At 73.9% G+C, this 20,305-nt stretch carries 20 protein-coding genes; 8 read left to right on the forward strand and 12 right to left on the reverse strand.

Going from position 1 to position 20,305, the window contains the following annotated elements; all coding sequences use genetic code 11:
* Positions 1-149: 149 nt before the first annotated feature.
* The 3 genes from AB0I11_RS00005 to AB0I11_RS00015 form a co-directional block, all read right to left on the reverse strand.
* On the reverse strand, positions 150-620 hold the full coding sequence (locus AB0I11_RS00005; RefSeq protein WP_357308072.1) for a hypothetical protein: 471 nt from the start codon (positions 618-620) through the stop codon (positions 150-152).
* A 202-nt stretch (positions 621-822) separates the two neighbouring features.
* Entirely contained in the window at positions 823-1,905 is a 1,083-nt protein-coding gene (locus AB0I11_RS00010; protein WP_357308075.1) for a hypothetical protein, read from the reverse strand.
* Positions 1,902-2,399, reverse strand: coding sequence for a SigE family RNA polymerase sigma factor (locus tag AB0I11_RS00015; protein WP_357308078.1), 498 nt, complete (start codon positions 2,397-2,399; stop codon positions 1,902-1,904). The genes AB0I11_RS00010 and AB0I11_RS00015 overlap by 4 nt, the downstream gene beginning before the upstream one ends.
* A 339-nt stretch (positions 2,400-2,738) precedes the next feature.
* Here AB0I11_RS00015 and AB0I11_RS00020 point away from each other — a divergent pair, with 339 nt between their 5' ends.
* Both AB0I11_RS00020 and AB0I11_RS00025 read left to right on the forward strand, forming a co-directional pair.
* Positions 2,739-3,425 carry an HAD-IA family hydrolase gene (locus AB0I11_RS00020; protein ID WP_357308081.1) on the forward strand — a complete coding sequence of 229 codons (687 nt, stop codon included), beginning with the start codon at positions 2,739-2,741 and terminating at the stop codon, positions 3,423-3,425.
* A 192-nt stretch (positions 3,426-3,617) separates the two neighbouring features.
* Positions 3,618-3,998, forward strand: coding sequence for an SUKH-4 family immunity protein (locus AB0I11_RS00025; protein ID WP_357308084.1), 381 nt, complete (start codon positions 3,618-3,620; stop codon positions 3,996-3,998).
* An 89-nt stretch (positions 3,999-4,087) separates the two neighbouring features.
* On the opposite strand, the gene AB0I11_RS00030 is transcribed toward AB0I11_RS00025, so the two are convergent.
* Positions 4,088-5,989: a cell wall-binding repeat-containing protein gene (locus AB0I11_RS00030; protein ID WP_357308087.1), complete on the reverse strand. Its 1,902-nt coding sequence runs from the start codon at positions 5,987-5,989 to the stop codon at positions 4,088-4,090.
* Between the two features lie 180 nt (positions 5,990-6,169).
* Positions 6,170-6,760 (reverse strand): dienelactone hydrolase family protein, encoded by a 591-nt coding sequence (locus AB0I11_RS00035; RefSeq protein ID WP_357308089.1) that lies wholly within the window; start codon positions 6,758-6,760, stop codon positions 6,170-6,172.
* A gap of 63 nt (positions 6,761-6,823) precedes the next feature.
* Here AB0I11_RS00035 and AB0I11_RS00040 point away from each other — a divergent pair, with 63 nt between their 5' ends.
* Positions 6,824-7,426 (forward strand): helix-turn-helix domain-containing protein, encoded by a 603-nt coding sequence (locus AB0I11_RS00040; RefSeq protein WP_357308092.1) that lies wholly within the window; start codon positions 6,824-6,826, stop codon positions 7,424-7,426.
* 37 nt (positions 7,427-7,463) lie between these two features.
* Here the strand turns inward: AB0I11_RS00040 and AB0I11_RS00045 are convergent, their stop codons facing one another.
* Together AB0I11_RS00045 and AB0I11_RS00050 are read right to left on the reverse strand one after the other, a co-directional pair.
* On the reverse strand, positions 7,464-8,363 hold the full coding sequence (locus tag AB0I11_RS00045; protein ID WP_357308095.1) for an aminoglycoside phosphotransferase family protein: 900 nt from the start codon (positions 8,361-8,363) through the stop codon (positions 7,464-7,466).
* 43 nt (positions 8,364-8,406) lie between these two features.
* On the reverse strand, positions 8,407-8,961 hold the full coding sequence (locus AB0I11_RS00050; RefSeq protein WP_357308098.1) for a hypothetical protein: 555 nt from the start codon (positions 8,959-8,961) through the stop codon (positions 8,407-8,409).
* Between the two features lie 84 nt (positions 8,962-9,045).
* Here AB0I11_RS00050 and AB0I11_RS00055 point away from each other — a divergent pair, with 84 nt between their 5' ends.
* Positions 9,046-9,990: an L-threonylcarbamoyladenylate synthase gene (locus AB0I11_RS00055; RefSeq protein ID WP_357309954.1), complete on the forward strand. Its 945-nt coding sequence runs from the start codon at positions 9,046-9,048 to the stop codon at positions 9,988-9,990.
* Positions 9,991-10,131: 141 nt separating this feature from the next.
* On the opposite strand, the gene AB0I11_RS00060 is transcribed toward AB0I11_RS00055, so the two are convergent.
* Entirely contained in the window at positions 10,132-10,422 is a 291-nt protein-coding gene (locus AB0I11_RS00060) for a hypothetical protein (protein ID WP_357308101.1), read from the reverse strand.
* Positions 10,423-10,539: 117 nt separating this feature from the next.
* On the opposite strand from AB0I11_RS00060, the gene AB0I11_RS00065 reads away from it, so the two are divergent.
* The gene (locus tag AB0I11_RS00065) at positions 10,540-10,959 is read left to right on the forward strand and encodes a CBS domain-containing protein (RefSeq protein WP_357308105.1); all 420 of its coding nucleotides are present in this window, start codon (positions 10,540-10,542) and stop codon (positions 10,957-10,959) included.
* 114 nt (positions 10,960-11,073) lie between these two features.
* Here AB0I11_RS00065 and AB0I11_RS00070 read toward each other — a convergent pair whose 3' ends face one another.
* Positions 11,074-15,624 (reverse strand): HAD-IC family P-type ATPase, encoded by a 4,551-nt coding sequence (locus tag AB0I11_RS00070; RefSeq protein ID WP_357308108.1) that lies wholly within the window; start codon positions 15,622-15,624, stop codon positions 11,074-11,076.
* A 343-nt stretch (positions 15,625-15,967) separates the two neighbouring features.
* Here AB0I11_RS00070 and AB0I11_RS00075 point away from each other — a divergent pair, with 343 nt between their 5' ends.
* From AB0I11_RS00075 to AB0I11_RS00085, 3 genes are all read left to right on the forward strand, one after another.
* Positions 15,968-17,350 (forward strand): MFS transporter, encoded by a 1,383-nt coding sequence (locus tag AB0I11_RS00075; RefSeq protein ID WP_357308111.1) that lies wholly within the window; start codon positions 15,968-15,970, stop codon positions 17,348-17,350.
* A 186-nt stretch (positions 17,351-17,536) separates the two neighbouring features.
* A complete protein-coding gene (locus AB0I11_RS00080) occupies positions 17,537-17,731 on the forward strand; it encodes a hypothetical protein (protein ID WP_357308114.1) in 195 nt (64 codons plus the stop codon).
* 169 nt (positions 17,732-17,900) lie between these two features.
* Positions 17,901-18,449 (forward strand): YbaK/EbsC family protein, encoded by a 549-nt coding sequence (locus AB0I11_RS00085; protein ID WP_357308117.1) that lies wholly within the window; start codon positions 17,901-17,903, stop codon positions 18,447-18,449.
* A gap of 52 nt (positions 18,450-18,501) precedes the next feature.
* Here AB0I11_RS00085 and AB0I11_RS00090 read toward each other — a convergent pair whose 3' ends face one another.
* The 3 genes from AB0I11_RS00090 to AB0I11_RS00100 all read right to left on the reverse strand — a co-directional run bounded on the left by AB0I11_RS00090 (position 18,502) and on the right by AB0I11_RS00100 (position 20,267).
* Entirely contained in the window at positions 18,502-19,134 is a 633-nt protein-coding gene (locus AB0I11_RS00090) for a DsbA family oxidoreductase (RefSeq protein ID WP_357308120.1), read from the reverse strand.
* Positions 19,135-19,154: 20 nt separating this feature from the next.
* Entirely contained in the window at positions 19,155-19,580 is a 426-nt protein-coding gene (locus tag AB0I11_RS00095; protein WP_357308123.1) for a SufE family protein, read from the reverse strand.
* A gap of 267 nt (positions 19,581-19,847) precedes the next feature.
* Entirely contained in the window at positions 19,848-20,267 is a 420-nt protein-coding gene (locus AB0I11_RS00100; RefSeq protein ID WP_357308126.1) for a CBS domain-containing protein, read from the reverse strand.
* Positions 20,268-20,305: the final 38 nt, after the last annotated feature.

The raw sequence follows: 20,305 nt of genomic DNA on the forward strand, positions 1-20,305 counted from the left end.
AGGGATTTTCGCAGTTTCCACCAGACTGCAACGCCTTGACCTGCACCTTCACACCGCGACGCCGACTATATCGACGCTGAGCTGCGGAACACAGGGGACCAGCACCCGCCCGGCGCGTCGTCACGAGGCAAACGTTCCCTGATGCGGCACTAGTTGTACAGCCAGAAGGTGGCACAGCCGAAGCACAAAGCCAGTAGAACGGCCGAGGCGAGCAGCAGCACGAGCAGCGTGAGCAGCTCGTTGCGCGCCGTCCGCGCCGATTCCAGCGCCGGACCGCCGTCGGCGGGCTCAGGGTCGAGCACGTCGTGATCATGCCAGGCCCAACCTGTACAGCCAAGCCGGCAGACCGAGCCGGTCATACATCGGCGCGAGCCGAGGGATGAGCAGCTCAGCCGCTTTAGCCGACGTCGCCCGACAGGCGTCTTGGTCTTTGCATAGCAGGGGTTAGGGGTTCGAGTCCTCTGGGCTCCACCAGCACTTTCCTCGGGCCTGCAGGTGTCGGCCGTCATCCGGATCGTGGCGCGCCCGAGCAGCTTCACTACCGTGCGCAGTTCCTCGCCCTGGTCGAGCAGGAACGGGGCGAACGCATGCCGCAGGTCGTGCAGGTGCAGCCAGTCCAAGCCGGGATCGGCCGGCCCGGCCGGCCGCACTCGCCGACTGCAAGACCTTGAAGACCTCGGGGCTCCGCCCCGAACCCCGGCCCTCCTTAGAGATCAGCCAGGGGGCGGATCACCCCGTCGGGCAGCACGAGGCTGGACGGTCTGACGACTGCCCGACGAGGAGATCCGCACTACGCCTGACAGGTGTCAGCCGCGTGATACTTCAGCCCCGTGCTGATGAGCTCTGCCACTGCGAGCGAAGCTCAGCCAGCCAGGGGCCTGTGGCGTACTGTGCGGTGACGGTGATCGTGACGTTGTCACCGTCCGTCACGGACCGTAGCTCGGGCACGCAGGATCCCTGATCGTTCCGCTTGACTTGGCAGCTGGCGTTCGGACCATTACCGGAGTAGTCATAGACCTCCCCGGCGAGCACGCTCACACCGTTGACGGAGATGCGGTAGATGCCAGGCGTCTGCGGGACCACGGTGAAGTCGTAACCGCGATGCCAGACGATCGTCGTGCTGACCGCCCTGTTGGGATCTGCCGGATCGCTGTGGAGGACCTTGGTGCCGGGCTCGCTGGCCATGCCGTCCGGCTTTGGCGGCTTCGGGTTGGCCGGTGGGGCTGGCAGGGGATACCGAGTGAACGGCACCTTTTCGGCCACGGCGAAGTGCAGGGTGCCCTGGGTGGGGATCGTCGAACTCCGGCGCCCAGCGCTCTGGGCACCGGTGACCGTGTAGGTCACCGATACCGTGTCGCCGACGCTTGCTCCCACCTCACGGGACTCCGATCCCGTCGGGTCCTGGTGCAGCTCCGAATCGCAGTTCATCGAGAGGGCGGTGGGTTCGCCATCGACCGCAATCTCGGCGTCAAGTGTGCGCTTGTCCGGTAGGCCCGGGCAGTAGCTGAAGAACTGGACGTCCGTCGAGTTGACCGTCCAGCTGAGCTGCACCTTCTTTGAACTCACTGGCGCCGAGCCGACGGCAACTACCCGGTAACCGCGGGCGTACTCGGCGAAGGGCCCGATCTTGCGGCCCGCCACTGGTTTCGGAAGAGCCGATGCGCTGGCCGGCCCCGCTGACGGGGCCGTCGATCCAGCGGTGAAAGCCGGTGGTTGAGCCGGCTCCCCGCCGAGCACGACAGTGGAAGATCCCACCGCCGCCACCGCTGCCGCTGCTGCCACCGCTCCGGCCACGACGCGCCTACGCCGCCGTACGCTGATCTTGCGCTGCACCTCGATCAACCGTCCGGGCGACGGCATACCGTGAGCGGAGCGCTCATCCATGAGGTCCTTGAGGTCGGTCACTGGTGCAACGCCTCCAACGTCAGCGACTTGTCCAGTCGCAGCTTCCCCAGTGCCTTGTTGGCCTGGCTTTTGACGGTGCCCACCGAGATGCTCATCGCGTCCGCGATCTGCGCCTCGGTCATGTCTTCGAAGTAGCGCAGCACCAACACCGCCCGCTGTCGGCGGGGCAACCTCCCGAGCGCCTGCCACACCTCGTCCCGCTTGTCCACCCGCGAGAAAGGGTCGGCCGCCGCCTGCTCGGGCAGCTGCGACGTCGGCTGCTCGACCTGGCGCCATCTTCGCCGCCACCACGAGGCGTAGACGTTCACGAGAATTTTCCGCACATACGGCTCTGGGTCTCCGTCGATCCGCCCCCACGCGCTCCACGCGCGCACCAGGGCCGTTTGCAGCAGATCCTCTGCCTGCGCCCAGTCATGGGTGAGTAGATACGCGGTGCGTTGAAGACGGGGTGATCGTGCCGTCACGAACTCAGCGAACGTGTCGCTCAACGCCACAGGCTCTCCTTCGAATGGGGGTCACCGGCGACTACCCGACCGGCGCTTCTGAAGGTTGCTTCCACGTTCAAACTTTTCGGCGGACGCATCGCCCAGCTGGACCGCCAGGGATGTTGGTCGAGGTCGGGACGGGGCCAAGGCCGTACGCGGGGAAGGGAGCGGTCCAGCCTGGCGGGGAAGGGACATGCCCGCCTGGGACGATGGGCGGGCGCAGATCACCCGACTCATCACCGCGGCGGATGCGCCGGCCCCTGGCCGAGTTGCTCCGCGTCGACCGTGAGTTTCTCGGTGGGATGGCGAGCAAGGTGACCGGGGTGACGATCTCAGTAGGATGCGGAGATGTCTCGTCCAGTGATCTTCGACCTCTTCCACACCCTGGTCCAGGGGGCCGACGAGGAGCGTGATCGGGTGGTCGGCGAGATGGCGCTCATGGTCGGTGTGGCTCCGGCCGAGCTGGTCGCCGCGTACCACGCCACCTGGCGGGACCGGCTGGTCCGGTGGGACGTTGAGGAGACCATTCGCCTCCTCGCCGGACGTCTCGGCGGCACACCGACCGACGAACAGGTGACCCGGGCCGGTGAGCATCGGCGAGTCCTCGCGCGCCGGGTGCTCGGCAGCGTCTCGGCCGCCACCCTGGACGTGCTCGACGCGCTACGCGCCGACGGGCATCCGCTGGCCCTCATCAGCAACGCCACCTCCGACACCGCCGAGGCATGGCCGCGCGGTCCGCTCGCCGAACGGTTCGACGTCGCGGTCCTCTCCTGCGATGTCGGGCTGGCCAAGCCCGACCCGGCGATCTATCACCTTGCCGCGGAGCGTCTGGGTGTCCGGCCGGCGGAGTGCGTCTTCGTGGGCGACGGCGCAGACGGTGAGCTGGCCGGGGCGGCCGCGGTCGGTATGACCGTCTTCCGGACCACGGAGCACAACGACACCGACCCGGGCTGGGGCGGGCCGGCGTTCGCCACCCTGGGCGATCTGCCCGCCGTACTTCGGCAGCCGGTCAAGGTCATGGAGCCGGCCGAGTAGCGCGGTCGACACCTCCATTCGTACCGCCGATCCCGCCGACGGACATTCGCCGGGTCGACGGTGGGTGACCCGGCGAGCAGGTCAGCGACAGTGACCGGCGCTGGGCGACAGCAGTCCTGATCTTTCCAGGGCAGCGATGTCCGCCACTGCACAGCACGGGTGCTTGGCGCCTGCCGGACTACCCTCGTTGGCGTGTCCTCTGCGGATCTTCCGCTGCCTCCCGCGTGCGAAGCGGTCACGGCCCGGGCGGGCGCTGGGCGGGTGGTGCGTGCCAGCGAGCTGGACGTGGCGACGTGGCGGCTTCCCGAGCCGCAGAGGGCCGCACTGGTCTCCGCTGGCGTACCACTGGTCGATGATCTGGTGAGTGCGGTGGCTTTCCACGCCGAGCCGACGAGGTACCGGTTGGCGAGCTCCGACGACCTGGACTGGGTGTACGGCGCCGCGCCGGGGACCGGTGAGGTGCGGGCATGGTCGTCGGACGGCAGCTCCGGTGCTCGACCGGTGGCTCCACTGACCGCTGCCCGCGGCACCGCGCCGATCCACGGGGCAGCAGGGCTCGTCGTGGTGCCGTGACAGGCGAGCCGGGTAGCGGGACGAGCCGCTCGAACGGGATGGGCCCGGCGATCTCGCCGGGCCCATCCGTCTGTTCGCCGGTCAACCGGTCAGTCGAGGTACGTCCCGTTGACGACCGTCGAGCTGCCCATCGGGCCGCTGATCCAGCGGCCCAGCTCGTCCGCCTGCGGGTCGCTGACCACCGCCGCGGAGCCGAAGACGGCGGCGGTGTCGACCGAGCCGCTGAGCAGGTCGGCGTACCACTTCGCCTTCGGGTGCAGGGTGTCCCGGGTGCCGACGGTCAGCATGAGCGGGCCGTTCAGCGTCGCCATCAGGGCACCGCCGGCCAGCGCGTCCGGCCAGTTCATCCCGGTGGCCAGGCCGACCGTGCCGCCCCGGCCGAAGAAGTGGACGTTGACCGCGTTGGCGGTCTCGAACCGGTCGTCGCCCACCAGGTTGATGGTCAGGTACGGGTCGATGGCGGCGGCCGCCTGCTTGCCGACCGCGATGAGTTCGCTGCCGCCCCGCTGGCGGGCGTCGAGGTAGCTCTTGATCGAGGCGGGCAGCTTGCCGTCGTTGGTCAGCACCACCACGGCCGAGACGTCGGTGCCGGGCCGGTTGCGGGAGCCGGCCGCGGCGCCGGCGGCCAGCGCGTCGGGGAAGTTCATCCCGGTGGCGACGAGCACCTGGTTCGGCGCCGGGTTGATCGCGTTGGCGATGGCGATGGAGGTGCCGAAGCGGTCGGCGCCGGCCAGCCGGACGACCGCGAAGCCGAGCTTCTCGACCTCGCCGCGCACGGTGGCCGAGAGAGCGCCCTCGCTGCCGAGCAGGTAGACGGTCCCACCCGGGGCGAGCACCCGGCGGATCTCGTCGGCGGTCTGCGGTTGCAGCCTGGCCGGCGGGGTCAGCAGCAGCGGGCCCTTCTTCGCCGCGGCGAGCGCGGAGCCGCCGAGCGCGTCGGCGTACGTGTCGGAGCGGGACAGCACGACGGCGCCGGCACGCGGCCGGACGTCGGCGGGGTCGGCGTACGTGCCCCAGTGCGCCTGGGAGGCGGCCACGGCGGTGCCGAACCGGTCCTGCCCGGTGACCCGTACCGTCCGTTCCTGAAGTTGTGGCTGGTAGGCCGGCACACCGCGGAGGCCGTCCAGCACCGTGAAGCGGTCGGGCCAGCTGCCGCTGGCGTCGATCCGGACCACCTCGGTGGTGTCCGATCCGGCGGCGGTCCGGTTCGCCACGAGCGAGAACCCGTCCGGTGAGTACTCGGGGTTGTCGTGGACGCCGCCATTGTCGGTGAGCCGGGTCAGCGCGCCACTGTAGAGGTAGACCTTCCAGAGGTCGCCGGCCCGGACGAACGCCACCCAGCGCCCGTCCGGAGAGATGGTCGGGTTCTGGGCGTCGGTGACGATCTCCTCGAAGTGGTGGTAGTCGTCGAGCAGGCCGATCGACGGCACCCCACCCGGGTTGCCGGCGCCGTCGCTGGGCTGGCGCTGGACGACGATGCGTCCGGCGTTGTCGCTGTCCGGAGCGAGGTAGTTGGCGTCGTCCCAGGGGCTCAGGGCGTCGGTCTCCACGCCGTTGAGGTTGCGGGTGGACTCGATCCGCCAGGGTCGGCCCAGCGGCTTGGCCGCCCACATGACCTGGTCGGTGCGGCCGATCCACTTCGGATCGCGGCGTTCGGTGTCGGTCTCCGGCCAGACCACCTTGTGCAGGTCGTCCGCGTCGTCGTGGCGCAGGGTGACGATCGCGCCGTCCTGGTCGACGAAGGCGGCCCGGCTGCCGTCGGGTGCCCAGGAGGCGTAGCGGAGCTTCGCGCCGGTCGAGTTGGTGAGGGTCCGGCCGTCGGCGAAGCGGATCGTGTCGCTGCCGTTGCTGGCCGTCACCCCGAAGGGGTTGGCCGGCACGCCGGTGGTGGCCAGGGCCGGCGCCGGGGCGATGGCGTACGCCACGGCGCCGGCGGCCAGGACCGACGCCAGGGTGGCGGCGAGCGGTCGTCGGGGGTGCTGTCTCGGCAAGGAGGATCTCCTCGGGGAGCGGTGGGTCAGTAGGTGGCCGGGGGTCGGGCGAGGGATCGCGTTCGCGGCGCGCGCCGGCAGCAGCACGATACGGGTACTTGATCAGTTGCCGGAAGGCCTGTCCGGCCGGATCGTCCCGCCGGTCTCCGCGATGCTTGCCGGGTGGTCGGTTCGGGGCCGCTAGCCGAGCCGGTCGAGGAGGTCCCGCGAGCGGCGCACCACCAGCGCTGCGGCGTCGGCGTCGTACGACGGCAGCGAACTGTCGGTGAACAGGTGCCAGTCGCCCGGGTAGACGAAGAGCTCGGCCCGGTCCGGCCCGACGATGGTGACGAGTTCGCGGGCGGCGTCGACGTCGCCCTCCAGGCCGAAGAACGGGTCCTGCTCCATGCCGTGGATCTGCACGGGCACCCCGTCCGGCCACGGCCCGAAGGCCCACTCGCCGGTGACCGGGATGCAGGCCTCGTAGAGCAGGGCGCCGCGCGCGCCGGGCCGGGTCTGGGCGAGCCGCTGCGCGATGGCGGCGCCCCAGGAGAAGCCGGCGTAGACCAGGGCCTCGGGCAGGTCGGCGACGAACGCGTCGGCCCGCCGGTCGAGTTCCTCGCCGCCGATCCGCTTGGTCAGCGCGGCCCCGTCCTCCAGGGTTGCCGGCCGCTCGCCGTCGAAGAGGTCGGGGGTGTGCACGGTGTGCCCGCCGGCGGCCAGTTGCTCGCCGAAGGCGCGTACGCCGTCGGTGAGTCCCTGGAGGTGGTGGAAGAGGACGACCTCGGACATCTCTAGACTCCTGTCATCGGACGAGAACGATCGAATGATCGAGAATACTAGAACGGTCGAGAAATGTCGGTCAATGAGCAGATGCCGATCCCGGACTACGACCTCGACGAACTGCTGGTGGTGACCGCACCCGAGCAGCTCCGGGCCCTCGCCGACCCGCTGCGCGGCACCCTGCTGGAGCTGCTCCTCGAACGGGCGGCCACGGTCAACGAGCTGGCGCGGGCCGTGGACCGGCCCAAGAGCAGCGTCGCGTACCACGTGAACCTGCTGGTCAACGCCGGTTTGCTCCAGGTGGTGCGGACCCGCCGGGTGCGGGCGATCGAGGAGCGGTACTACGGCCGGGTGGCCCGGACCTTCTACGTCGGCGTGCTCAACCGCCCCGAGGACAAGCAGGTGGTGGCCGCCATCAACGGGCTGGCCGAGGCGGCCGCCGAGTCCGCCGCGGCCCACGCCGCCGACGAGCTGCGCTGCACCCTGGTGCACGCGCGCATCCCCCTCGAGGAGGTGCGGACCTTCTGGGCGGAGGTCCAGGCGCTCGCCCGCCGCTTCGCCCAGATCCCCCGCGCCGGCGACCAGGTGTACGGCTTCGTCGCCGGCCTCTACCCCACCGACGCGCCCACCCTCCCCGATATCGAGCCGGCCGGCCCCGACGAGCGGCGCCGGTAGCCGGGGCCACCCCGCGACCCCGCCGAGGGCCCGCCGGTCAGCCGGCGGCGTCGGCGAGGACCTCGCGCAGCGCGTGCGAGGTCTGCCGGACGATGCCCGGGTTGGTGTCCCAGTAGTACGGCAGGGCGAGCACCGCCTGGAGCAGCGCCCAGCCCCGACCACGCAGCCAGGCGGCGTCGTCGACGGCCAGTTCGGCGCGGAACCGGGCCCGGCTGGCGCCGGTGAACACGTTCCACGCCGGTTGCAGGTCGCAGGCCGGGTCACCGACGTTGAGCCCGCCGAAGTCGATGACCGCCGCGAGCCGGCCGTCGACCACCAGCAGGTTGCCGGGCAGCAGGTCACCGTGCACCCAGACCCCCGGCCCGTCGTACGCCGGCGCGTCCAGCGACTCCTGCCAGGCGCGCAGCACCGCGCCGCCGTCCACCCGGTCGCCGAGGCGGCGCACCGCGTCGCGTACCCCCTCGTCCAGCTCGACGAGATCGGCGCCCCGGCTGCCCCGGCCCCGCGGGTACGCGCCCGCCTGGTCCACCCGGCGCAGCGCCGCGACGAACCCGGCCAGGTCCACCGCCGCCCGGTCCAGGTCGTGCAGCGTGCCGTTGGCGTTCTCCCCGGGCAGCCACTCGTACACCGACCAGTCGAAGGGGTAACCCTCGGCCGGCCGACCCATCGCCAGCGGTACCGGCACGGCGAGCGGCAGGTGCGGGGCCAGCCGGGGCAGCCACTCGGCCTCCCGCGCGGCCTGATTCGTGGCCCAGCCGATCCGGGGCAACCGCACCGCCAGGTCCGCGCCGAGCCGGTAGATGTCGTGGTCGGTGCCGTACGAGGGAACCAGCCGCAGCGGCCGGCTGGCCCAGTGCGGGAACTGGCCGGCGAGCAGCCGGCGGACGAGCTCGACGTCGGTCTGCACCTCGTCGGCGTGCATCTTGATCCGGGTCACGCCGGGCATCCTCCGACGTTGGCGCGCCGGCGGGCAACCGGGTTCAGCCCGTGCTACGGCGGCGCCAGGTCAACGTCATGACCAGGATCACCAGGCCGGCCGGCAGGGCCGCCACCAGCAGCCCTCGCGACCGCGCCAGCCGGAGCCGGAGGAGCAACCGCCGGTCCGGCTCCCGGGTCACCGCGTACTGCTGGCCGGGCAGACCGGGGTCGAGCCGGCAGGTGAGCCGGTAGCTGCCGGGAGCCGCGGCGGTGAAGGTCGACGCCCAGGCCCAGAGGGTGTCGTCGGTGGCCCGCTCGACCCAGTCGACCCGGTGGCCCGGCTCGCGCACCGGCACCGGCCGCCCGTCCGGGCCGGTCACCCGGCACCGGTCGCGGTCCGGCCCCCGGGTCGGCCGGGTGGCCCAGATGGCGTACCGGCCGGGGGCCAGCTCGACGTTGATCTGGTCGTACCAGGGGCCGGGGACCCGCAGCGGCAGGGGCACCGGCTCGGCCCGCGGCGACACGGCCCGCTGGACGGCGGGCACGCTCGCCAGCAGGCCGAGGCAGCCGACCAGCGCCAGCACCCCGGCCAGCACCAGCGCCACCCCCCTGCCCATGCCGGCAGGGTAGTGCCGGGCCGGTGCCGGCGGGGACCCGCGGCAGGCTAGCGTCGGGGCGTGAGCACCGGATCCCCACGCGTCCTGCCGGCCGACCTCGGCATCGCCGAGGCGGCCTCCGTCCTGCGTGCCGGCGGGCTGGTCGCCTTCCCCACCGAGACGGTCTACGGGCTGGGGGCGAACGCGCTCGACGCGGAGGCGGCGGCCCGGATCTTCGCGGCCAAGGCCCGCCCCAGCTTCGACCCGCTGATCAGCCACCTGGCCGACGCCGCCGACCTGCCCGGCCTCGTCGGCCCGGTGCCACCGGCGGTCGCCGCCCTGGCCGAACGCTTCTGGCCGGGCCCGCTCACCCTGATCGTGGACCGGCCGGCGGTGATCCCGCCGATCGTCACCTCCGGACTGGACACCATGGCGGTACGCGTGCCGGACGAACCCTCCGCCCGGGCGTTGATCGCCGCCGCCGGGGTGCCGGTGGCCGCGCCCAGCGCCAACCGGTTCGGGCAGCTCAGCCCGACCCGCGCCGAGCACGTGGTGGCCGGGCTGGGCGACGCGGTGGACGTGGTGCTCGACGGCGGGCCCACCCGGTGCGGGATCGAGTCGACCATCGTGGACGCCCGGGGCGCTCAGCCCGTCGTGCTCCGGCTCGGCGCGCTGCCGGTGGAGGCGCTGATCGAGGCGGTCGGGCCGGTCGAGGTGCGGTCGGGCAGTTCCGGGCAGCCGGTGGCGCCCGGGACGCTGGCCGCGCACTACGCCCCGCGTACCCCGTTGCGGTTGGGGGCGGCCGACGGCGACGGCGGCCGGCGCGGCCTGCTGGCCTTCCGGGCCCGGCCGGCGACGGGTGACTGGGCCGCCGTGGAGGTGCTCTCGCCCGAGGGCGACCCGACCGTGGCGGCCGCGCGGCTCTTCGACGCCCTGCACCGGCTGGACGCGGCCGGGGTGACCGAGATCGTGGCCGAGCCGGTGCCCGAGGTCGGGCTGGGCCGGGCGATCAACGACCGGCTGCGGCGGGCCGCCGCCACCTGGCGCTGACCGTCGCGGCCACCAGCACCGGCCGCCGCCACCTGGCGCTGACCGTCGCGGCCACCAGCACCGGCCGCCGTTTCCGCACCCTCCCGGACGCGGTGACGGCACGGCGGCACCTGGGCCGCCGTGCCGTCACCGAGCGCCGCGTCACATCTGCTGTTGCGTCACGTCCAGGTTGACGTACCGGGGTTCGCCGGTGGCGAGTTCACGGATGCGCTCGGCGTACGCGCCGGTCTGCGGGCGGCCGCTGTGCGCCATGGCCTGCTCGTAGCTGTCGAACTCGGCGACGATGACGAAGTGGCCGGGCTGCTCCCGGTCCTCCGCGAAGGTCACCCGGGCAGGCCCGGGCGACGGGTGGTCGCGGGTCCACTCCTCGCCGAGCCGGCGCACCTCGTCGGGGCGGTCCGTCTGGTACTCCACCATCTGCACGAACGCCATCTCGATCACCTCCAACCGGGGTGTTCCCGCCGGCCGGCCATCCATGTCGTCGGCATGGCCGCGGGCGCCGGGGGTAGGAGAAAGGACAACAACCCCCGAAAGTGAGGTGTCACACCAATGCCGACCGCACGCGACATCATGACCAGCGACGTGAGCTGCGTCCGCGAGCAGGACGACCTGCGTACCGCCGCCCGGCGGATGGCCGACCTGGGGGTGGGTTCGCTGCCGATCTGCGGCGACGACAACCGCCTCAAGGGCATGCTGACCGACCGGGACATCGTGGTGAAGGTGCTCGCCGAAGGGCGCGACCCGGGCAGCGTGACCGCCGGGGAACTGGCCCAGGGCGAGGCGGTGACCGTCGGCGCCGACGACGACGCAGCCGAGATCCTGCGGACCATGGGCAAGCACCAGGTACGCCGGCTGCCGGTGATCGACGGGCACGACCTCGTCGGCATCGTGGCCGTCGCCGACGTGGCCCGGTCGCTGCCCGAGCGGCCGGTGGGCGACCTCATCGAGGCCATCTCCGAGCGCGGCTGACCCCGGCCGACCGATCGTCGTCCCCGCCGGCCGCGCGCCGGGGCGGGACGGCGATCCCGGTCAGGCCGGCGGGGACAACGGGACCGCGTCGTGGCCGTACCGGCGAAGGTCACCTCAGGCGTCATGGGCTTCGCCGTACCCGTCATCCGGTTCGTCACGCGGGCGGACGCCGCGTTGCGGGAGGCGGTCGACCAGGCGGGTCAGCGCGCCGTTGGCGAAGGTGGCGCCGAGCGCCGAGCCGGTGGCGATACCCCAGCCCACCGGGCCGAGCGGGGTGCAGCCGAAGAACTGGCTGACCCCCGGGGTCTGCACCACCGCGACCAGGACGCCCACCGACGCGGCCGTGGAGGCCAGCACCATCGGGCTGGTCCCGCCGGCCAGCACGGTCTGGCCGAGCTGGGTGCCGACCAGCGAGGCGAGCGCGACCGTGCCCGCCCGCCGCCGCCGACCGCTGTACCGGGCCAACGTCCAACCGGCGGTCGCGCCCAGCGTGGTGGCCCCGGCCCGGAGCGCGATCTCCCGGGTCATCGTGCCACCCAGGGAGGTGTCCGGGCCCTCCAGCAGCAGGTGGTCGGCCCGGTCGGAGGCGGGCGGGCGGACCGCGATGGCCAGCGCCGGCACCAGGTCGGTGAGCAGGTTGACCAGGAGCAGTTGCCGGCCGGTCAGCGCGGAACGACCGGTCGCCGCGGCGGTCAGCACGCTGAACGCGATCTCGCCGAGGTTGCCGCCGACCAGGATGCTCAGCGCGTGGCGGACCGACGACCACATGGCCCGCCCCTCCACCAGGGTGGCGATGATCGTCTCCAGCCGGTCGTCGGTGACCACCAGATCGGCGGCGGCCCGGGCCGCCGGGGTGCCCCGCTGACCGAGCGCGATGCCCACGTCGGCCAGCCGGATCGCCGGGGCGTCGTTGGCCCCGTCACCGGTCATCGCCACGGTCCGGCCGCGCCGCTGGAGCGCCTGGATGATCCGGACCTTGTGCGCCGGGGTGCACCGGGCCACCACGTCGGTGGCCATCAGCCGCTCCGCGAGCGCCTCGTCGTCGAGCCGGTCCAGGTCGGTGGCGGTCACCACCCGCTGTTCACCGTCGTCCGGGCTGATCGTGGCGGCGATCGCCTCGGCTGTCGCCGGATGATCACCGGTGATCATGATGGTGTGCACGCCGGCCTGCCGGATCCGGTGCACCGCGGGCGCGGCGCTGTCCCGGATCCCGTCGGCGAGGGCCAGGAAGCCGACGAAGACCAGCCCGTCGACCTGCTCGTCGGTGACCGTCTCCGCGCCGGTGCGGCACTCGGCGACGGCCAGGATCCGGTGCCCGGCCCGGGCCCGTTCGGCCAGCCGCCCGTGCAGCGCGTCCCGGCCGGCCGCGTCCAGCGGTACGTCACCCCCGGTGGTCCGCCGCGCGGCGCAGCGCGGCAGCACCGACTCCGGCGCGCCCTTGACGCTGAGCAGCAGGCCGTCGGCGTCCCGCCCGACTGTGGCGTGGTAGCCGCGGGACGGCTCGAACGGCAACCCGCCGACCGCGTGCCAGCCCGCCGCCCCGGTCTGCTCCACCACGCCGGCCATGCCGGCGCCCCGGCGTACCGCCCGGTCGGTCTGCTGCGGCAACTCGTCCGGGTCGGCCGCGGCCGGGGTGGCCCGCAGCGCGGCGGCCAGGGTCGGCCGCAGCGCCTCGTCCAGCCGCTCCGGCGGGGCGTACCGGTCCTCGCCGGTGCCCACCCCGGCCAGCAGCAGCTTGCCCTCGGTCAGCGTGCCGGTCTTGTCGAAGCAGAGCACGTCGACCCGGCCCAGCGCCTCGATGGTCCGCGGGTTGCGGACCAGCGCGCCGTGCTCGGCGAGCCGCCGCGCCGCCGCCAACTGGGCGGCGCTGACCAGAAAGGGCAGCCCTTCCGGCACCGACGCGACGGCCAGGTTCGCGGCGGTCGCCGCCGTCTCCGCCAGGGGTACGCCCCGGAGCAGCCCCGCCCCGGCCACCGCGATCGCCGAACCGGCCGCCAGCGGCACGGCGGTGCTGGTCAACTTGCCGAGCCGCACCTCCACGCCGCTGGCCGGCGGGGCCTCGCGGGCCAGGGCGAGGCTGCGTCCCGCCTCGGTCTCCTCGCCGGTCGCCACCACGATCGCGGTGCCGTGACCGGCCGCGACGGTGGTGCCCTCGTAGAGCATGGAGTACCGGTCGGCGACGGCCGCCGCCACCACCGGCTCGGGAGACTTCGCCACCGGCAGCGACTCGCCGGTCAGCGACGACTCGTCCGTCTCCAGCCCGTCCGAGCGGAGCACCCGGCAGTCGGCGGGGATCGCGTCGCCCGGACCGACCGCCACCACGTCCCCGGCCACCAGGTCCTCGGCCGGCACCACCTGCTCGACCCCGTCACGCAGCACCCGGGCGGTCACCGCCGAGCGGGACAGCAGCTCCGCGAGGGCCCGCTCGGTGTTGTGCTGGTGCACCGCGCCGACCACCGCCGAACCGCCCACCACGCTGCCGACCAGCGCCGCGTCGACCAGCGAACCGAACGCGGCGGAGAGCACCGCCCCGGCGGCCAGCACCGGGGTGAGCGGGTTGGACAGTTCCGCCACGAAGGCCCGCAGCAGACCGGTCGGTCCGCCGCCGTCCCCGGTCACCGCCTGTCGGCGGTGGGCCGCCTCGGCGGCGGTCAACCCGTCCTCGCCGGTGTCGAGCTGGTCGAGGACCGTCCGCACCGGCATCAGGTGCCAGGCGGTCGCCGCCGGGACCGGGGTACGGGAGCGGTCCGGCAGCCGGTGTGCCCGCCACATGCCGTGCGCGAAGGCGAGCGCGGCGGCTCCGTTGACCGCCGCGAGGGCCCGGCCGGGAAGCAACTCGCGGGCGGCCGTGAACGCGGCCAGCGCGCCCAGCCCGCTGCCGGCCATCGCCAGCCGGATGTTCTGCCCGGTCATCCGGCGGGCTACCCCCGCGGCGTCGATCAGCAGGGCGGGGATCCGCAGGTCGTCGCCGACCAGCAGGTGCGCGCCCCAGGGCGGCAGGTCGTCGGGGCCGGAGACCCCCACTCCGCAGTCCGCGGCGGCCAACCCGGCCCGGTCGCCGGAGACCAGCAGGACCACCGCGCCGTCGCGTTGCAGGGCGCGGACCGAACCGGCCAGGTCGGCGCCGCCGGGCACCAGCGCGTCGGCGAAGCCGTACCGGGCGTCGTCCTCACCGGCCACCACCAGCCGCAGGCCGGCCTGGCGGGCGGCGGTGGGCAGGGCGTCCACGCCCGGCGCCGGTTCCGGATCCACCCGGAGCACGGCGGCGAGGGTGTGCCCGCCGGCCAGGCCGAGCAGCTGACCACCCGACTCGTGGAGCCGCCGGCTGTCCGGCGTGTCACCGGGGTTGTCCGCGTCGATCCGATCCAGTGGGGCGAGCCGCCAGCCGTCGGCTTCGCGTACCCCGTCCGGCTCCGCCGGGTCGAAGAGGGCGAACGCCCGGGCGGAGACCGCCGCGGTGTCCGCGCCGGGCAGCGGCGCGAGGTCGGCCAGCACCCCCCGGCCGGAGCCGAGCACCCGGCTGTCCAGCACCACCGTGTCGATCCGGTCCAGTTCGCGCAGCACGGTGCGGTCCATCGCGATGGCCCCGCGCCGGGCCAGGATCGAGCCGAGCTGGGTGGCGTACCCCTCGCGACCGCTGCCGGGAGCCTTGGGCAGCGCGGCGAGTGCCAGCGCGGCGGCCCGCTTCACCCCGGCCACCGGCACCGCCACGGCGCCGGCCGCCGCCCCCGCGGCGAGTGCCCGTTCGACGTACCGCTCGGCGGGGCCGTCGGGGACCGGGCCGGGGCGCTCCCCGTCCGGAACCCGGGCCACCGCCCGTTCCGGGCTGCCGGTCAGCCGCGGCTCGGCCCGGGACCAGGCGGCGAGATGGGCGCGGGCCTCGCCCCACTGCACGATTCGCTGCGCGCCGTCCAGCACGATGCCGGTCCAACCACCGGCGAGGCCCAGCACGACCGCCTCGGCCATCGGAAAGATCACGTCGGCGCGGGGGTCGGCGCGCAGTCCCCGGTCGGCCAGCGCGTGCAGCCGGGGGTGCAGGTCGACGGCGGTGAGGAAGCCGGCCACCTCACCGGGGACGGGAGTGAACGGCACGATCCGGGTCGCGGCCGCGATGGTGAGGCCGAGCGCGTCGGACACCAGCGCGCCCAGCGTGCGGGGGGTACGCGGGCCCTCCTCGGGCGGGTGCGGCGGCGGGACCTCCGGGTCGGGCTCGTGCGGGCACACCTTCTCGGTGCGGGCCACCGTGGCGATCAGGTCCCGCAGCTTCGGCTTCGGCTCCGCGACAGCGACGACCACCCGCCCGGACGGCGCGTTCACCCGGGCCCAGGCCACCCCGGGTAGCTGTTCGAGGGCGGTCTCGACCTGCCGGGCCAGCCGGTCCCCGCCGTCCTGGCAGACGCCGTGCACCTCGATGTGGTATCGGCCGTCCCGGGACCAGACCCGGCGGCGGGACAGCCCGGCCATCCGGGCGACCTTGGTGGCCGCCGCGCCGACGCTCTCCGCCGCCTCGCCGACCGAGCCCGGGGTGGCGTCGGCCGCCGCGCCGGCGACGCCACGGGCCGCGTCGGGCACGGCGGTGGCGACGGTACGGGCGATCCGGGCCACGGCGTCGGACAGGGTGGCCGGGGACAGCAGGAAGCCGGCGTACCGGCCCAGCGACGTCATCGAGTCGTACGGCCGAGTCGTCGGCCGCGCACCACGGTGCTCCTCTCGCCACGCGACGGCTCCACCTCGCGGCGCCGCGTGCGACGCGTCGAGCCGAAGTCGTCGTAGCCGTCCGCCATTTCGCCTCCCGCGCCTCGTTCCGGCGGGTCGGACTTCCCGGCCCGGCGTCCGTTATGCCCTTCCAGCAGGGCAAGTTTCCCCGCTGCCCGGGGCATGGACCGGCCGGGCATCTCCTCGCCGACCAGCACCTCTCGGGCCTGGCGAGGGGCGGCCCTTCAGTCGGCCTGACGAGACCGGCGTCACGGTTGACCTCAACCCGGGTTGAGGGCGGAGGCTCACCCGTATGCCGACCGTCACCGCCGAACCGGCGGCCCCGCCCGCCCGCCTGTACTCGCCGCGGCTGCGCGCGATGACCGTGGGCAGCGTCGCCCTGGTGTCGCTGCTGGCGTTCGAGGCGCTGGCGGTGGGCACCGCGATGCCGACCGTGGCACGCAGCCTCGACGGGCTGGGCCTGTACGCGCTCGCCTTCGGCGGCCCGTTCGCCTCCGGCGTGATCGCCATGGTGGTTTCCGGTATCTGGTGCGACGCGCGGGGACCGCGGGCGCCGATGTGGCACGGCGTGGCGTGGTTCGTGGCCGGGCTGGCCGTCGCCGGGGCCGCGCCGACGATGGGAGTGCTGGTCGCCGGCCGGGTGGTGCAGGGCTTCGGGTCGGGTCTGCTCTCGGTGGCGCTCTACGTGATCGTCGGGCAGGCGTACCCGGAGGAGTTGCGTCGCCGGGTGTTCGCCGCGTTCGCGGCGGCCTGGGTGGTGCCGTCGCTGGTCGGGCCGGTGCTGGCCGGGCTGATCGTCGAGCACCTGGGCTGGCGGTGGGTCTTCCTGGCGGTGCCGGCGGTCGCCGTGCCGGCGGTGCTGCTGATCCAGCCGGGGCTGCGCGCGCTGGGCGGGGCGCCCCGGGGCCGGGCGCCGGACGGGGCGCTGGCCCGGATCGGCTGGGCCTGCGGGGCGGGGGCGAGCGCCGCACTGCTGCACCACGGGGGGCAGCAGCGCGGCGTGCTCGCCGCCGGCCTGATGGGCGCGGCGCTGGTCGGGCTGCTGCTGTGCGTCCCGCGGCTGCTGCCGGACGGCTTCCTCCGGGCCGCGCGCGGCCTGCCCACGGTGATCGGGCTGCGGGGCTTCGCCTCGGCGGCGTTCGCCGGGGCCGAGGTGGTGATCCCGCTGATGCTGTCCCGGGAGCGCCAGTTCTCGCCGACCGCGGCCGGCCTGGTGCTGACCGTGGGCGCGCTCTCCTGGTCGGTGGGCTCGTGGTTGCAGGGCCGGCTCCGCCCGCCGCGCTCGGCCGCCACGCTGCCCCGGGCCGGGCTGGCCTGCGTCGCCCTCGGCACGGCCGGTGTCGCGCTGGCCCTGCTGCCCGGCGTGCCGGTGGCTTCGGCGGTGCTGGCCTGGGCCGTCGCGGGCCTCGGCATGGGCCTGCTGTACCCGTCCCTGTCGGTGCTCACCCTGGCGCTCTCCGCCCCCGAGGAGCAGGGCCGCAACAGCTCCGCCCTGCAACTGGGCGACTCGCTGGCGGCGGCCACCGTGCTGGCGCTGACCGGCGCGGTGCTGGCCACCGGGGCCGCCCCGGGCCCGGCGCACTACGCGGTCACCCTCGCCGTGGCGGCCGGCTGCGCGCTGGTCGGCGCGCTGCTCGCCGGCCGGGTGGTGGTACGCCCGGCGGTGGCGGGCTGACCGCGACTGAGTCGGATACGACATCAGCTCGACAGCCTGTCGGAGGCCTCCGGGTCGCTCGGCGCGTCGACCGCCACCGGCGCCCGACCAACCTCCGGTACCGGGCCGACCACCTGGCGAACACGTAAGGGGGACGGGACCGGAGATGAAACCTTCTGCGGATCCGGGCCGCCCTACCGTGGCCGCATGCTGGTTTTCGTCACCACCGTGATCCTGTACGTGTTCGGTTTCGTCTTCCTCTACGGGGTGATCCGGCTGGGTGTCCGGCACGGCATCGAGGACGTGGAGACGCAACGGGCCCAGCTGCGCCGGGCCGAGGAACTCGCCGCCCACCAGGACCGCACGTTCGCCCGCGAGAACGCCTTCCTCACCGGCAGCTGACCCCGCCGGACCCGCCTCGGGCGAGCGGGAGCGGACCCCGCCGGCGGCCGCGGCGTCGGCACGTTCGATGGGCTCACCGGCGGGCGGCGGGATCTCGCGACGCGCGGGGGGCCGGTTCGGTGGTACCGGTGGGCGGAGCGGGCCGGCGGATGCGAGGATCGCAGCCGTGATGGGGACGCTGAAGACCGAGCCCGCCCGTACCCGACCGGATCTGTTGGCGCCGCCGGTGGCCGCCGCCATCGAGCGATGGCCGGCGGACGCGCCGGTCGCCGTCGACGACGTGCTGGTCGCCCCGATCGACGCCGACCTGGCCGACACGGCGGCGTTCTGCGCGGCGTACGAGGTGGGGCTCGAGGAGTCGGCCAACTGCGTGGTGGTCGCCGGCAAGCGGGGCGGGGAGATCCGGTACGCGGCCTGCATGGTGCTCGCCACCACCCGGGCCGACGTCAACGGGATGGTCCGCCGGCTGCTGGACGTGCGGAAGGCGAGCTTCGCGCCGATGGCCGAGGCGGTCGAGCTGACCGGGATGGAGTACGGCGGGATCACCCCGATCGGCCTGCCGGCGGAGTGGCCGATCCTGGTCGACTCGCGGGTGGTCGCCACGCCGCACGTGATCATCGGCTCCGGCGTACGGCACAGCAAGATCGCGTTGCCCGGGCCGGCGCTCGGCGCGCTGCCCGGGGCAACGGTGGTGGAGGATCTGGCGCGACCGGTCTAGCCCCGCCATCTCCATCGATCTTGTTCCACGTGAAACATCGCGGGGGTCGATGTCAGGCTGCGGCCTCCCGCTCCGCGACCTCGCGGAGGGCGGCGAGCAGGGTCTCCGGCTCCTGAGCGCCGGTGACCGCGTACTTCCCGGCGAACACGAAGGTCGGCACGCTGGAGACGCCGAGCTGATGGGCGGCGGTCAGGTCGGCGGCCACCTCCCGCCGGCCCAGGTTCGACTCCAGGTGCTCCCGGGCCTCGGCCTCGTCCAGGCCGACCTCGGCGGCGAGCGTGACCAGCGCGTCCGTCGAGCCGATGTCGATCCCGTCGGCGAAGTGCGCCCGGTAGAGCCGTTCCACCAGCTCGGCGGAGCGGCCCCGCTCGGCGGCGAACCGGATCAGCCGGTGCGCCTCGAAGGTGTTCGCGGCGATCGCCCGGTCGAAGTGCATGTCGATTCCCGCGCCCCGGGCGACCTGGGTGACGTGGGTGGCCATGCCCTCGGCCTTGTCCCGACCGCCGAACTTCGCGCCCAGCGCCTCGATCAGCGGCTTCGGCTCGGTCACCGGCGTCGGGTCGAGCTGGAACGGCCGGAAGGTGACGGTCACCTCGCCGTCGTACGACGCCAGGGCCTGTTCGAGCCGGCGCTTGCCGATCCAGCACCAGGGGCAGACGACGTCGGCGTAGATCTCGATCTCCATGACCAGCGACAACCCGTCGATCAGGAAATCTGTTCCCGGACCTGGCGCTTGAGGCGGGCCAGGATCGCGGTGCCGCCACGGACCCGCAGCGGGCTGATCGCCTGGGCGAGCCCCATCCGCTGGTAGAGGTCGTCCGGCACGGCGAGCACCTGCTCGGCGCTCGCCCCGGCCAGGCCCTCGGCGAGGATGCCGGCGAAGGCCCGGGTGGTGGGTGCCTCCGGCGGACAGTCGAAGACGGTGGTCACCGTCCTGTCCGGGTTGACCTCGGCCCGCAGGAAGAACGCGGTCTGGCACTCCGGGACCTGCTCCAGCTCGGCCCGGTCGATTCCCTCGGGCAGGGGCGGGATCACGTCGGAGAACTCCAGCAGCATCTCCAGCACCACGTCGCGGGGCGCGGCGGCGAACTCGTCGACGATCTCGGCCAGCTTGCTCGGCATCTCGGACATTCCTTGAGGCTATCCGGCCGGCTCCGGACCGAGTCTGGCCGCCGCCATCCGCCCGCCGCCCCCGCCGCGCCGCTGACCGTGCCCCCGGCCGGGCCGCCGACCGCGCCCCGCGCCGGGCCCTCCGGCACCCGCACCGGGCCGCCGACCGCGTCTCGCCGCCGCCAGCCGGCCGGCGTGCCGCCCGCACCTCACCCGCGCCGCCGGGCCGGGGACGGATGGCACGGCGGGGCCGTCCACCACCGGATGTGGGGCGGAGGACCCCGCCGGTCACATGTTCGGCGCGGCCTCGCTGATGTCGCTGAGCGCCGATTCGGGATCGAGCTGCATGGCCAGGTCGCCCAGCGACACGATGCCGACCAGCTTCCGCTCGTTGTCGCAGACCAGCACCCGCCGGATGTTGCGCTCGCGCATCAGCGCGGCCGCCTCGTTCGCGGTGCAGTGCTGCTCGATCATCACCACCTCGCGGGTGACGATCGAACCGATCGTGGTGGTGGCCGGGTCGGCCCGTTCGGCCACCGCCCGTACCACGATGTCGCGGTCGGTCAGCATGCCGGCGAGGGTCGCCCCGTCGGTGACCACCACGTCGCCGATGTCCGAGTCCTTCATCACCCTGGCCGCCTCGTCCAGCGGGGTCTCCGCGGGCAGGTAGACCACCTGCTTGGTCATCACGTCACTGACCCGGTACATGAGAGCCTCCGAAACACCTCGATCGATCCGTTTGCGGT

Source organism: Micromonospora sp. NPDC050495, from assembly GCF_040655175.1.
Classification (GTDB): Bacteria; Actinomycetota; Actinomycetes; order Mycobacteriales; family Micromonosporaceae; genus Micromonospora.

Bases quoted from the DNA above. Each gene is read 5' to 3' on its own strand.
- AB0I11_RS00075 (WP_357308111.1), top strand. From the start codon at position 15,968: ATGCCGACCGTCACCGCCGAACCGGCGGCCCCGCCCGCCCGCCTGTAC.
- AB0I11_RS00080 (WP_357308114.1), top strand. From the start codon at position 17,537: ATGCTGGTTTTCGTCACCACCGTGATCCTGTACGTGTTCGGTTTCGTC.
- AB0I11_RS00100 (WP_357308126.1), bottom strand. From the start codon at position 20,267: ATGTACCGGGTCAGTGACGTGATGACCAAGCAGGTGGTCTACCTGCCC.
- AB0I11_RS00035 (WP_357308089.1), bottom strand. From the start codon at position 6,760: ATGTCCGAGGTCGTCCTCTTCCACCACCTCCAGGGACTCACCGACGGC.
- AB0I11_RS00065 (WP_357308105.1), top strand. From the start codon at position 10,540: ATGCCGACCGCACGCGACATCATGACCAGCGACGTGAGCTGCGTCCGC.
- AB0I11_RS00090 (WP_357308120.1), bottom strand. From the start codon at position 19,134: ATGGAGATCGAGATCTACGCCGACGTCGTCTGCCCCTGGTGCTGGATC.
- AB0I11_RS00070 (WP_357308108.1), bottom strand. From the start codon at position 15,624: ATGACGTCGCTGGGCCGGTACGCCGGCTTCCTGCTGTCCCCGGCCACC.
- AB0I11_RS00020 (WP_357308081.1), top strand. From the start codon at position 2,739: ATGTCTCGTCCAGTGATCTTCGACCTCTTCCACACCCTGGTCCAGGGG.
- AB0I11_RS00050 (WP_357308098.1), bottom strand. From the start codon at position 8,961: ATGGGCAGGGGGGTGGCGCTGGTGCTGGCCGGGGTGCTGGCGCTGGTC.
- AB0I11_RS00060 (WP_357308101.1), bottom strand. From the start codon at position 10,422: ATGGCGTTCGTGCAGATGGTGGAGTACCAGACGGACCGCCCCGACGAG.
- AB0I11_RS00095 (WP_357308123.1), bottom strand. From the start codon at position 19,580: ATGTCCGAGATGCCGAGCAAGCTGGCCGAGATCGTCGACGAGTTCGCC.
- AB0I11_RS00085 (WP_357308117.1), top strand. From the start codon at position 17,901: ATGGGGACGCTGAAGACCGAGCCCGCCCGTACCCGACCGGATCTGTTG.
- AB0I11_RS00040 (WP_357308092.1), top strand. From the start codon at position 6,824: ATGTCGGTCAATGAGCAGATGCCGATCCCGGACTACGACCTCGACGAA.